Source organism: Sphingomonas psychrotolerans, assembly GCF_002796605.1.
GTDB classification, from domain to species: Bacteria; Pseudomonadota; Alphaproteobacteria; order Sphingomonadales; family Sphingomonadaceae; genus Sphingomonas; species Sphingomonas psychrotolerans.
In genome coordinates, this window is sequence record NZ_CP024923.1 from 1,332,026 (window position 1) to 1,345,655 (window position 13,630).

Annotated in this window: 5 protein-coding genes; 3 read left to right on the plus strand and 2 right to left on the minus strand. The window is 65.2% G+C overall.

The features are described from left to right. Positions 1–61: 61 nt before the first annotated feature. Together CVN68_RS05970 and CVN68_RS24430 are read left to right on the plus strand one after the other, a co-directional pair. On the plus strand, positions 62–2,281 hold the full coding sequence (locus CVN68_RS05970) for a TonB-dependent receptor (RefSeq protein WP_100281387.1): 2,220 nt from the start codon (positions 62–64) through the stop codon (positions 2,279–2,281). A gap of 2,948 nt (positions 2,282–5,229) precedes the next feature. Beyond that, positions 5,230–5,544 carry an amidohydrolase family protein gene (locus CVN68_RS24430; RefSeq protein WP_407695547.1) on the plus strand — a complete coding sequence of 105 codons (315 nt, stop codon included), beginning with the start codon at positions 5,230–5,232 and terminating at the stop codon, positions 5,542–5,544. A 209-nt stretch (positions 5,545–5,753) separates the two neighbouring features. On the opposite strand, the gene CVN68_RS05980 is transcribed toward CVN68_RS24430, so the two are convergent. Beyond that, entirely contained in the window at positions 5,754–8,672 is a 2,919-nt protein-coding gene (locus tag CVN68_RS05980) for a TonB-dependent receptor domain-containing protein (RefSeq protein WP_100284237.1), read from the minus strand. A gap of 319 nt (positions 8,673–8,991) precedes the next feature. Between CVN68_RS05980 and CVN68_RS05985 the strand changes: the two genes are divergently transcribed. After that, a complete protein-coding gene (locus CVN68_RS05985) occupies positions 8,992–11,754 on the plus strand; it encodes a TonB-dependent receptor (RefSeq protein WP_100281388.1) in 2,763 nt (920 codons plus the stop codon). Between the two features lie 319 nt (positions 11,755–12,073). Here the strand turns inward: CVN68_RS05985 and CVN68_RS05990 are convergent, their stop codons facing one another. Further along, on the minus strand, positions 12,074–13,585 hold the full coding sequence (locus CVN68_RS05990; protein WP_233503601.1) for a glycoside hydrolase family 27 protein: 1,512 nt from the start codon (positions 13,583–13,585) through the stop codon (positions 12,074–12,076). Positions 13,586–13,630: the final 45 nt, after the last annotated feature.

Consider the following 13,630-nt stretch of genomic DNA (forward strand, 5'->3'; position numbering starts at 1 on the left):
GCCTGAGGATTTCGGGGAGGTACGCGAAGACGCGGCACCCCAACGAGCGAAGGGGAAGTTAATGATCCGGAATCACTGGTTGCAGCTGGCGCGGGTTTCGTCGCTGGCACTCGCAATCTCAGGCGCGGCGGGCATCGCCCAGGCGCAGGAAGTCGTCGGCGAAGCCCGCGACGAGATCGTCGTGACCGCCACCAAGCGCGAAGAGGCGATCAGCCGGGCGCCGCTGGCGATCAGCGCGGTGACCGGCGAAGCGCTGGCCGACGCCAATGCCAACAGCCTTGCCGACTATATCGTCCGGCTGCCGGGCGTGGTGTTCAACGACTATCAGCCCGGGGTTTCGGAAGTGGTGATCCGCGGTATCGCGGCGACCACCTATCACGAGCAGGGCCAGACGACCGTCGGCTATTATCTCAACGAGATTCCGCTGGTCGAGCCAGGCTTCCCGATCGGTATCCCCGATATCGACACCTTCGATCTCGAGCGCGTCGAAGTGCTGCGCGGTCCGCAAGGCACCTTGTTCGGCTCGTCGTCGCTCGGCGGGCTGGTCAACTATGTCGTCAAGACGGCGGATGCGTCGAAGTTGGACGCCGCCGCCTCGGGCCTCGTCGGTGTAACCAAGAATTCGCACGGCGAACTCAATTATGCCGCCAAGGCGATGATCAACGTGCCGATCATCGCGGACACGCTGGCGGTGCGGGTGATGGCGCTCCAGCGCGTCGATGCCGGCTATCTCGACAATACGGGGATCGGCGTCGAGGGATCGAACGACTTTCGCACCCGCGGGCTGCGCGGTTCGGCGGTGTTCACGCCGGGTCCGGACACCACGCTGACCTGGCTGTCGACCTATCAGGACACCCGGTTCGACGATCAATCCTATCTCGACACCGACACGCCCTATATCCGCATCACCCAGCGCGCCGAGACCCAGAAGACCGATTTCTGGCTGAATTCGCTGCGGCTGGATCAGGGGCTCGGCTTCGCCAAGCTGACGGTGCTCGGCGCAGTCACCAGGAAGAACAACGAGACCGTCTTCTCTTATCCCTATCCGTACGTGACCGGCGACACGACCGGCGACGAGGCGGCCTATTCGTTCGGCACCGCCGATGCCACGATCAAGACGATCGAGGCCCGGCTCACCTCGCCCGGCACCGGCATGATCAACTGGCTGATCGGCACCAGCTATATGCGCGCCGACAAATCCAGCTATGACCAGATCTTCCAGAAGGGCGCCGAAGCGTTCATCAACGCCAATCCGGCGGGCTTCGGCGGGGTTTCGGGCAGCGTTCTCGCCCCCGGCGACCGTATCTACGGCTATATCTCGGACGGCGTGAACGAGGATCTCGGCGTGTTCGGCGAGCTCTCGATCAAGCCGATCCCGGCGCTCGAGCTGATCTTGGGCGGACGCTATTACTGGAATCGCTATCAGGCCACCGTCGCCAACCAGCCCGGCGCGGTGAGCGGCAGCGCCACCGGCAGCACCGCCACGGTCGAGGAGAAGGAGGACGGCTTCACTCCGAAGGTGACGCTGGCGCTGCGGCCTAACGAGACGTTCATGGCCTATCTGACCTATTCGCAAGGCTACCGTGTCGGCGGGATCAATCCCAATGCCGGCTTCCTGCCGACGATCCCCGGCAGCTATGGCAGCGACACCACCGACAATTACGAAGCGGGGGTCAAATTCTCGCTGTTCGACCGCAAGCTCTATATCGAGGCGACGGCGTTCACCATCGACTGGTCGGGCATCCAGGCGCGGCTGTTCGGGCCCGGCCCGAATTACTATTCCTATGTGTCCAACGCCGGCGGTGCCAATGTCGGCGGCGTCGAGCTTGCGGCGACGGTGCAGCTCACCCCCTTCGCCAGCTTCTCCACCAACATCACCTATCAGGACGCGCAGCTGACCGACTTCCTGCCGGATACCTTTGCGCCGGGCGGGGGCTATGCATCGGGCACCACGCTGCCGGGATCCTCGGACTGGTCGATCGCCAACAACCTCCGGTTCGAACTGGCGGATTCGCCCCTCGCGCCCAGCTTCGAGGTCGCGCACCGCTATCTCTCCGAAGCGCCGGTGGCGTTCGGCAATCCGAACACGCGCGGCAATTTCAACATCGTCGACCTGCGCGTGGCGATCACCGCGTTCGACAAGGTGAAGCTGCTGGCATTCGCTAACAACGTGCTCGACGAATACGGCATCCTCAACGCCCCCTTCACCGATGCCGTGGCGCCGGCGGGATCGATCGTGCGGCCGCGCACGATCGGCCTTCGCCTCGATTGGTCGCTTTGACCGAAATGCCGCCTCCGCGAGCGATAAGCTTGCGGAGGCGGCGCTGTTTGGCGAAGCAATCGCATATGATCCGGGTCCTCGCTCTCCTCGCGGCATTGCCGATTGCCTCGACGGCGCTTGCCCAGACCCCGGGGCTGCCGCTGGCCCCGGCGCGTGTGCTCGAATTCACTGCGCGCGAGGCGACGTGGATGCAGCTCGATCTCTCGCCGGACGGCAAGACGATCGCGCTCGACCTGCTCGGCGACATCTACGCGCTCGACGCCGCGGGCGGGACCGCCCGGCCCTTGCTCACCGGCATGGCATTTGAGCGCAACCCGGTCTTCTCGCCCGACGGCAAGCGCATCGCGTTCGTCTCCGATCGCTCGGGCGTGACCAATCTCTGGGTCGCCAATGCCGATGGCAGCGGGCTGCGCCAGCTGTCGCAAGACACCGCGCTGACGCTCTACGCCGCCCCCGCCTGGTCGCCCGACGGCCGGAGCGTCTATGTCTCGCGCGCGGTCCATTCAGTGCTCGCTTTCGAATTGTGGCAATTCCCCGCCGCGGGCGGCGCCGGCACCGTGGTGGTCAAGGCGCAGCCGAACGGCGACGACGATTGGGACAAGCGCGTAAACGCGATGGGCGCGGTGATCTCCCCCGACGGCCGCTATGCTTATTACGCCACCAAGCACGGCCACACATGGACCGAGGGCGATCCGCCCAACTGGACGATCGCGCGGCGCGATCTGGCTGCGGGAACCGACGAACCCTTCCTCACTCCGCTGGGCGGCGCGATCGCGCCGCAGATATCGCATGACGGCAATGCGATTGCCTATGCCACCCGTGAAGCAGGGCAGACCGCGCTGCGGCTGCGCAACCTCGAGACCGGCGAGGATCGCCGGCTCGCTTACCCGCTCGACCGCGACGGGCAGGAGGGCGGCTATTATGACGGGCTGCTGCCGCGCTTCGTGTTCGCGCCCGATGATCGTTCGATCGTCCTGAGCGTCGATGGCGGGATCCGCCGGCTCGATCTCGCCAGCGGCCGGGTGACCCCGATCGCGTTCGAGGCGCCGGTGCGGCTCGATCTCGCGGCGTCGACGCGGGTGCGTCAGCGCGAGGAGACCGGCCCGGTCCGGCCGCGCATCGCCCAGGCGCCGAAGCTGTCGCCCGACGGGCGGGAGGTGGCCTTCACTGCTTTGGGCGCGCTATATGTCCAGCGCGACGGCGCGGCGCCCCGCAAGCTCGTCGCCGAGGACGCGTTCCAGCCGAGCTGGTCGCCCGACGGGCGCACATTGGCCTATGTCACCTGGAATCCGGCGGGGGGCAGCCTGTGGACGATCCCCGCGGCCGGCGGAACGCCGCGCCGGCTGGCCTCGGGCGCATTCTTCACCGAACCCTTGTTCACCCCCGACGGCAACGGCGTGGTGGCGATCCGGGCCAATCACTATGACCGGCTGCGCGCCCTCAACGAACTCGAACCCGATCGCCCCTCGGACATCGTCCGCTTTCCCGCCGCGGGCGGCGCGGCCAGCCTGATCGCGCATGTGGCCGGCGCCCGCTCGCCGGCCTTCACCCGCGACGGCCGGCTGTGGTTCTACGGTGCCGGCGCGCTGCGTTCGCTAGATCCCGTGTCGGGCGTGGTGCGCAGCGAAGTGGCCGTCGTCGCACGGGCGATGGGGCAATATGTCGGCGTGCCACTGCCGGTGCAGGACGCGCAGGTCAGTCCCGACGGCACCCGCATCCTCGCGCGGGCGGCATCGCAGCTCTATCTGGTCGACATGCCCGCGCGCACCGGCGGCAAGCCCGCGACGGTCGATATCAGCATTCCCGGCGCGGCGCGGGCGCGGCTCACCCGCGACGGCGCCGATTTCTCCGGCTGGGCGCAGGACGGCGCGCGCATCACCTGGTCGGTCGGCTCGACGTTCCGCGCGGTCGCCGCGGCGGCGGCCGAGACCGGTGGCACCGGCGCGGCCGAAGCCGCCGCGCAAAGTCGCGCGCTGGCGGTCGAGGTGCCGCGCGACGTGCCGAAGGGCACGCTCGTCCTGCGCGGCGCCACGGTGCTGCCGATGGAAGGCGTCGTCCAGATCGAAAACGCCGATGTGGTGATCGAGGGCAATCGCATCGCCGCGGTTGGCCCCACCGGTACCGTCGCGGTGCCGGCCGGCGCCACCATCCGCGATATGCGCGGCCGCTTCATCATACCCGGCTTCATCGACGCCCACGCCCATTTCTTCGGCATCCGCCGCGGCGTGCACGAGCGCGGTTATTGGGAGTTCGCAGCCGATCTGGCTTTCGGCGTCACGTCGGCGCTCGAGCTGCAGCCGTTCACCACCGACATCTTCGCCTATCAGGACATGATCGATGCCGGGATGATGCCGGGCCCCCGGGTCTGGTCGACCGGGCCGGGCGTGTTCGTGAACAGCGAAATCCATTCGCGCGCCGACGCGGTCGACGTGCTGCGCCGCTACCGCGACCATTACCGCACGCGCAACATCAAGGCCTATATGGTCGGCGACCGCGCCGCGCGGCAATTCACCATCCAGGCGGCGCAGGAACTCGGCATGATGCCGACGACCGAAGGCGCGAGTGATCTGGTGCTCGGCCTCACCCACGCGATCGACGGCTTTGCGGGCAACGAGCACAGCCTGCCGGTGACTCCGCTGCGCGAGGACGTGATCCGGCTGCTGGCGGCGAGCCGGATCGGCTACACGCCCACCATCTCGGTGCTCTATGGCGGCGGGCCGGGGCTGTTCGACTTCATCATCCGCCAGCATCCCGAGCAGGATGCCAAGCTGCGCACCTTCATGCCGGGCCCGGTGCTCGCCGAGAAGCTGCGCAACCGGCACTGGATGGCGGACGAATCGCAATCCTGGTCCCGCTTCGCCGGCGACGCCGTGCGGGTCCAGCAGGCGGGCGGGCTGGTGGGGATCGGCAGCCATGGCGAAATCCAGGGGCTCGGCCTGCATTGGGAAATGGAAGCCTTGGCACACGGTGGCGCCACGCCGCTGGAGGTGTTGCAGGCGGCGACGATCGACGGCGCGACGATCATCGGCCACGCCGACGACGTGGGCAGCATCGTGCCGGGCAAGTTCGCCGATCTGGTTATCCTCACGGCCGATCCGCTTGCGGATATCCGCAATACGATGGCGATCGCTGCGGTGATCAAGAACGGCCGAAGCTACGATCCCCTGTCGCTCGCGAGCGATTGGCCCGAACCACGAACCCCGCCCGCGCGCTGGTTCGACGAAATTCTGAACCACACGCCGGGATTGTCCGGGGCGAATTAGCGCGCCGGGATGTGGCACTGGTGTAATGCCGGACACGTCCTCGCCATCGCGTCGCGATCGGCAACAGTCAGACCCTTCCGGATCGCTTCCGAAACCCGCCCAACATCATGAAGGTCGGCGATCGATAGCCGCCATGCGCCCGTTGGATGTGCGGAACATCCAACGGGCGCAGGTCTGGCCGGTATGCGCGACGATCAGCGGTTCGCGGATCAGAACTCCGCGTTGATCCCGATGAAGAAGGTGCGGCCTGCCACGTCATAGGTGCCTGGATAGGTATTGCCGTTGCCGAAGCTGTAGAGCAGGCCCTGCGCGATCGCCGGCGGATCCTTGTCGAGCAGATTGTTCACGCCGGCGCGGAAGGTGATGCCTCCCTGGACCTTCGCAGTGAACGCCAGATCGAAATAGCTGTACGCCGGCAGGCGCGCGTTGAGGACATAGGTGGGGCCGGTGAGGAACGGATCGTCGGTGTTGTTGGTCAATTTGGTCCCGCCGATATAGCGCCAGTTGAGCGAGACCGACGCGATGTCGGTCGTGTCCGACCAGCTGAGCCGCGCCTGATGCCGCCATTTGGGGCTGGGCTGGCCGCAGGTCGGGCCGAACAGCCCGGCGCAATCATAGCTTCCGAGCCCCGGCAGCGGCTCGTTGCGGAGCTCCTTGAGCCAGGTGCCGACAAAGGATGCGCTGAATCCGCCGATTCCGGTATCGAACGCATAATTGGCGCCGACGTCGATGCCGGAGGTCTTGAGCGATCCGGTGTTCTGCGTGGTCGAGACGACATAACCCTGCTCGCCGAACAGCACACCATTGCGCGGATCGCGATGGAAGAGCGAACAGAAGAACGGGTCTCCGGTCGCGATGCACTGGCTGATCGTCAGCGACGCGGGGATCGACGAGATATAGTCCCGCACCTTGATGTCGAAATAGTCGATCGACAGCGAGAAGCGCTTCAGGAAGCCCGGCGAGAGGACGACGCCCGCGGTGTAGGTATCGGCCTGTTCGGGCCGAAGCGCCGGGTTACCGCCTCCCTGTGCCACGCAGACTTCGCTCGGGCAGGCGATGATCGTGCCATATTGTGCCGCCGAGACGCCGGTCGCCGCGCACTGGGCCGCGGTGGCGGCAGGCGTTGCGCCCGAACACGGGTCCTGCGCGGAAATGTTGCCGAGCCCCTGTGCCGCGAACAGCTCCGAGATGTTCGGCCCGCGGATCGCGCGGTTATAGCCGGCGCGGAAGCGGATGTCGCGGATCGGTGCCCAGGCAATCTCACCCTTGTAGGTCGATATGCCGTCGTCGCGGGTACTGTACTTCGAGAAGCGATAACCGCCGGTGAGCGTGAGTTCCTCGGCGAAGGGCCGATTCTCGAAGACTGGTACCCGGATTTCGGTGAAGTACTCGGTGACGTTGAACGCGCCCCGGCTTTCGAGCGTGCCCTTCTGGCGGGCGAGTGCGTCGGCGTGGAACACCAGGCTTTCGCGGCGATGCTCGACGCCGAACACCGCGCCGACGCCCTGATCGGCCCACGGGCTCTTCACGCCATAATTAGTCAGATCGGCGCTGATCGTGCCGCTGAGCACGGTCTCCTTGTCCATCCCGCGCGTGAAGGTCGGCGAATAGATATAGTCGAGCGACTCGGCGGACAGCCCGGCATATTGGAAGACGTTGAGCGGCACACAGTTCTTGTCGGTGCCGTCGACCACCGACTTGCAGGTCGGCACGCCGCCGACATTGACGACCTGGAGGCCGCGATTGGCGCGCACCGGATCGATGTCGTTCTGGTAATTCTCGTTGAACAGCACGCGCGAGAAGAGCCCGTTCAGATCGTAGCGGATTCCCGGCGCGATCTCGCCACGCACGCCGCCGGTGACGCGGAAGTCGGTGTGGCGCAGGTCGTCGCGGCGCGGCCGGGCCGGCGCGGCGACCGGACGGTATCCGATGAACAGGTTCTGCGACGCGGCGGTGCCATAGGCGCCCCCGCACAACAATTGGCCCTGCTGCTGGCCGAGCAGCGGATTGTCGCAATTGATGGTGTAGGTCGAGCCCTGGAACAATGCGGACGGTGCGACCTGTGAGTTGGTCCGGTCGTCCATGAACATGAAGCTGGCGTAGAATTCGGCCGCCGGATCGGCTTCGAAGCGGGCGAAGGCGCCTGCGGTGTAGCGTTTGTCGTTGCGCTGAAAATAGACCAGCGGAGCGTAATTGTAGCGGAAGCTGCTATTGTACGGGACCCAGGTCCGCGCACCGTCGCGCGTATTGTTGAAGGCGGTCCCCGCATTGGGGCCGGTCAGCGGCTGGAACAGCCCGAATTCGTTGTTCGACGAGCCGCCGCAGGTAAACACCGTATTGTTCTGCGCCGGATCCAGCGCGCAGGCCGATACGTCGCGGTTGGACTGGGTGATCGGCTGCACCTCGCGATAGCCGAAATAGGCCATGACGTTGCCGCGCCCGTCGGCGAAGCTCTTGCCCACTGCGATGTTCGCATCGAAGCGCTGCCCGTCGATAGGCGAGGACAAGGCGTTCTGATAGCCGCTCGCGGTGACCAGGCTGCGACGCGCCTGATCGTCATTGTGGTGGTTCGAAAAGCCGTATTGAACGTCGGCGAGCACGCCGTTCAGATCCTTGCGCAGGATGAAGTTGACCACCCCAGAGATCGCGTCCGAACCGTACACCGCCGAAGCGCCACCGGTGACCACGTCGACGCGCTCGACCAGAAACGACGGCAGAAAGTTCACGTCGGTGGCCTGCATCGGCAACAGGCGCTGTCCGTCGACGAGGATCAGGTTCCGGTTGCTGCCGAGATTGCGCAGGTTGATCCGGGCGGTGCCGTCGGACCCGTTGGATACGTTCTCGTTGGCGTCGGGGGTGATCTGGGGCAGCCGATTGAGCACATTCTCGATGTTGGTCGCGCCCTGAAGACGGATTTCGGCCGAGTCGACGGCAGTGATCGGGCTGTTGCTGATCAGGCCGGGCTGCTGGATGCGCGTTCCGGTCACGGTGATTTCGGTATCGGTGGACTCTTGCGCCGCGCCTTCGTCAGGCGCGGACGAAATGGTCTGGGCGGCAGCCGAAGAGGCACAGGCGACGAGCGCCGCAGCCAAGGCACTTCCGACGAGCAATGCACGACGATCAGTCATTTCCGTCCCCTTCATATATTTCATATCGTGTACTGTATACAATGTCAGCGAATTTGGGGATTTGCAACGGGATTGTAACGCAGCCATGCCGCCCTCCCCGACGCCCCTCGCTGGAGCGCGCGTCGCCCGCGCCAAATTGCTGCTCGGGTCGGTTTCCAAGGTCCGTAGAGCGCTCGCGCCGGCGGGCAGATTGCCGCCTCGCCGCCGCCTCCAGGCGTATCTGCATCGAGGTGTTTCAGTCTCTTGACAGCGGCGCCGGCTGTCATATGGTATACATTATATAGTATAGCTGGCCAAACAAGGCACAGGGGGAGAAGACATGAACACTCGGGTTGGTGGATTTCGATACGTCGCACGCGCCCTCGCGCTTGCCACGGTCTCGGCAGGCGCGCTGAGCGCCACACAGGCAATGGCGCAGGACGCGCCGGCGGAAATTCAGGACGGCGAAGCTGCCGATACGGCACAGGAGCGGCCGGAGGACATCCTCGTCGTCGGCATCCGCGGCAGCATTTCCTCCGCGGCCGACAAGAAGCGCAACGCCAAGCAGATCGTAGACTCGGTGGTGTCCGAGGATGTCGGCAAATTACCCGACAACAACGTTCCCGAAGCGCTATCCCGCGTGACCGGTGTCCAGATTGATCGCGCCCGTGGCCAAGGCCAGGGCATCACCATCCGCGGCCTCAGCGAGATTCAGACCACGATCAACGGCAACCAGACCAATCTCGGCGCCGATCGCTCGATGAACCTCGCCGACATCCCGGCCGAACTGCTCAAGTCGGTCGATGTCTACAAGACGCGCAGTGCCGATCAGGTCGAAGGCGGCATCGCCGGCACGGTCAACATCGAGCTGCGCCGCCCGCTGGACCTGAAGAAGGGCCTCACGCTCGCGGGCAGCATCCGCGGCGTCTATGACGACATCGCCGAAAAGGTCAGCCCCTATGCCAGCATCTTGGTGGGCAACCGCTTCGAGACCGGGATCGGCGAGATCGGCTTCTTGGTCAACGCGTCGTGGACCAAGACGAACTATCTCGAGACCTATATCGAGAGCGAATCGCCCTCGATCCCCTGTTGCGAGGGCGATCCAAATTCACCCTTCGCCTCGCTGCCGGCCAACCTGCGCAACGTCGTGATCCCATACCGTGCATATTACGGCACCGAGAGTGGCTATAGTGAGCGCCCTTCGATCAACATCGTCGGCCAGTGGCGCGCAAACGACAATCTCGATTTCGTGCTGGAGGGCGGCTATCTCGGGTCGCGCGAGCGGCGCACGATCGATCGCATGTACGTCCAGGCCCGCGAATTCGGATCGACGCTGAGCAACATCGTCCTCGGCGAGGACGGCCGCACCATCCGCTCGCTGACCGAGAGCAACCCCAACGGCGTACCGGCAGGCTTTGAGAGCATGCTCAATGCGTTCGACAACGATCTTTATACCAGCAACTTCGAGATGCACTGGCGTAGCGAGCGCGCGCAGATCAACGCCAGCGCACAGTATAACTGGTCGGACTCCAACGATTACAACGTCCAGCAGATCCTGCGCTTGCGCAACCAAACCTCGGTCAACGTCGACTTCGACTCGGATGAGTATCCGCGCGGCGTGCCCAAGATCGACTTCGGTGCGACGGACCTCAGCAACATCGCCAATTACGGCGTCGATCGCTTTCAGGATCGCATCGGCAAGTCGCACAACAAAGAGCTGTCCGGTCAGGTCGACCTGACGCTCAAGCTCAGTGACGCCTCGCTGCTCCGCTCGTTGCAGGTCGGCACGCGGTACAATAAGCGCGATACCTCGCGCTATTATGGCTATCGCGACGGCCTCCCGCGCATCGGCGGCCAGATGGCGCCGCTCTCGACGTTCCCGGGTGCCGATCAGGCAGCTCTGGTCTCGGCAACGATCGGCGATGCCGGGGCGTCGTGGTACCGGGTTCCCGGCTCGGTGCTGCTCGACAATATCGACTCGATCCGCGCCTATATCCAGGCGAACGATCCCGGCAACGCGGCACGTTTCGCGAGCGAGATCCCGCTCGGCGATCTCGGCCAGACCTGGGACTCGGTCGAGAACGTGTTCGCGGCTTACGCGCAGGTCAATTATGCGTTCGACGTCGGCTTCCCCGTCGATGGCCTGTTCGGCGTGCGCTACACCAACACCTGGGGCAATATCGAGAGCTACGATTTTCGCCCCGGCGACATCACCACCGACTTCCAGGACATCGTCCGGCGTTCCTTCGGCAAGGGCAATTATGTAGACGTGCTGCCGACCGCCACGGCGATCCTGCACTTCACGCCGAAAACCCAGCTGCGTCTGTCGTACAGCACCAACGTGCAGCGGCCGAGCTTCTACGACACGCGTCCCTTCGCCTTCGTCGAGACCCGCGCCAACCCGGTCGTCGTCTACGCGGGCAACCCCGATCTCAAGGCGCAGGACGAGCAGAGCTTCAACGCCAGCCTTGAGCATTATTTCGGCCGCGGGGGTCTCGTCACGCTCGCGGGCTATTACAAGAAGGCCACCGGCTTCCTCTATTACAGTCGCGAGGAAGAGAGCCTGATACCGTATGGCCAGACGGGTGTCGGTCTCGTCGAGCAGCAACGCAATGCCGGCAACGGCACCTTTGCGGGCATCGAGGTCGCGGCGCAGAGCTTCTTCGACTTCCTCCCCGGCTTCTGGCGCAACTTCGGCGCCAGCGTGAACGCCAGCTATGTCGCCAAGGCGCGCGTCGAATATCCGTATCCCGAGGACTTCCCGGGCGCTTTCGACTCGCCGAACACGTCCAAATGGACGGCCAACGCAGCACTCTATTACGACACGCCGACGTTCAGCGCGCGCGTCGCGTACAATTACCGCTCCAGCTATCGCATGGGCATCTGGGTCGAGACGCCCGAATATTCGCCTTACCAAGCCTCGACCCAGCGCCTCGATGCGGCGATTAACGTGACGCCGTACAAGTTCCTGACGCTGTCGCTCGAAGGCGGCAACCTGCTGGGGAGTGACGTGTACCGCTATCACGGCCAGCAGGAGCTCCTGCCGCTCGGCGTGCGCACATTGGGGCGCACGGTGCAGGCGAGCGCCCGGTTCCGTTTCTAGCAGGAAGAGCCACCCCGCTCTTAACTTTGGCGGGTCGCGGCATATGCCGCGGCCCGCTTTTTCTTTTGAGAAAGGTTCGATGGCGATGCGAACGCATGCGATTGCGCTGGCGGCATTGGGCGCCCTGCTGACGACAGCGCCGGCGAAGTGACCGTGAAGGTGTCAGCAAGGGCGTGCGGGTGATCATCCCGGATCGGGCCATGGCGCTGACGCTGGGGTTCAACGACGTCAAGTTTGCCGCCGACAGCGGCGCGCTATCGGTAGTCGTCGTCCTGCCAGACAGACTGTCGAGAGCGGGCGTGCGCGACGCCCCCTTCCCTCACTTGCCCTCGACGCGCAGCATCACCGCGCCGTGCGCCGGCACCTCGAACGTCAGCTTGTCCACCGCAACCGACTGTCCACGCCACAGATCCCGCGCCGCAGTGATCGCGCCGAAGCCGGCATCCGCCGCCCGCGCCTCGATCTTCGCCCCCGCGTCGCCGCGATTGAACAGCGCCAGCGCGACCGCGCCGTCGGCAAGCGGCCTGGACCAGATCTCGAGCGCGCCGTCCTTGCGCACCGCTTTGCCCTGGATGCCCTTCGCGTCCTGGTCGACGGCGATCACGTCGCGATTTTCGAGCAGTGCCAGCATCGCCGGCGAGGTCTGGCGCAAATCATGCCCCATCAGCAGCGGCGCCGCCGACATCGCCCACAAAGTCATGTGCGTGGTGTATTCGTCCAGCGACATGCCGCCATTGCCGACTTCGAGCATATCGGGATCGTTGAACCCGTTCGGCCCGGCATGTTCGGGCTTGCCGTTCTTGTCGAAGCCGATCCGCGCCATCGCCGCATAATCGTCGGTGATGTCGCCGGTGGTACGCCAGAGATGGCCGCCCACATCGCGTCCCCAGCTGCCGACCTCGAAGCGGCCATATTCGCACAGCGAGTAAATGAACGGCCGCCCGGTCGCCTTGAGCGCCGCGCCCATCTCGGCATAGCTGCGCTTCACCGTGTCTGCGTCGGCATAGAAATATTCGCCCGAGCACAGGTCGTATTTGAGATAATCCATGCCCCAATCGGCAAAGGTCTGCGCGTCCTGCTGGACATGCCCATAGCTGCCCTCGAACCCGGCGCAGGTGCGCGGCCCCTGCGAGCTGTAGATGCCCAGCTTGAGCCCCTTCGAATGGACATAATCGGCCAGCTTTTTCATGTCGGGGAAGTTGGCGTTCGGGCGGATGCGGCCGTCGGGGCCACGCGTCCCCTGCCAGCCGTCGTCGATGTTGACGTGGATATAGCCGGCGTCGCGCAGCCCGGTCGACACCATCGCGTCGGCCATCGCGCGGATCGTCTTGTCGTCGATATTGGCGCCGAACTTGTTCCAGCTGCTCCAGCCCATCGGTGGCCGCGGCGCGAGCGGCACCTGCTCGACCGTCTTCCAGTCCGGAAGCGTCTGGAAGCGGAAGGCGCGCGCTTCCGCGTCGCGGACCGTTCCCTTGCGGCCGCCGGCGTGGATCTTCGACTCCCATAGCTGTCCGTCGAGCTGCACGCCTTTCGGGGTGCGCCGCACGGTCCAAATGCGGGTCGGGTGTTCGCGGTCGTTGAGGTTGCGCACCTCGAAGGTGAGCACGCCCTTGTCGAGCCGCGCATTCTGCATCGTCACCGGGCCATACCACTGCGTGGTCACCGCGCCGGTGATGCGGTCGCCGTTGCTGGCGACCTGCAGCATGGTGACGCCCGGATTGGGTCCGGCATCATCGAACAGCCAGACGCCGTCATAGCGGGTCTGGGCGAGCGCCGCCCCGGCCGGAGTCAGCGATGTGGCGAGGGCAAGCGTGGTGAGCAGGTGTCGCACGGGGCTACTCCATGTTGGCAGGACAATAATGGAAACGCGAAACTC

What these genes read in the sequence shown, in the direction of transcription:
- CVN68_RS05970 (WP_100281387.1), top strand. Translation starts at nt 62, where the DNA reads ATGATCCGGAATCACTGGTTGCAGCTGGCGCGGGTTTCGTCGCTGGCA.
- CVN68_RS05980 (WP_100284237.1), bottom strand. Translation starts at nt 8,672, where the DNA reads ATGACTGATCGTCGTGCATTGCTCGTCGGAAGTGCCTTGGCTGCGGCG.
- CVN68_RS05985 (WP_100281388.1), top strand. Translation starts at nt 8,992, where the DNA reads ATGAACACTCGGGTTGGTGGATTTCGATACGTCGCACGCGCCCTCGCG.
- CVN68_RS24430 (WP_407695547.1), top strand. Translation starts at nt 5,230, where the DNA reads ATGGAAGCCTTGGCACACGGTGGCGCCACGCCGCTGGAGGTGTTGCAG.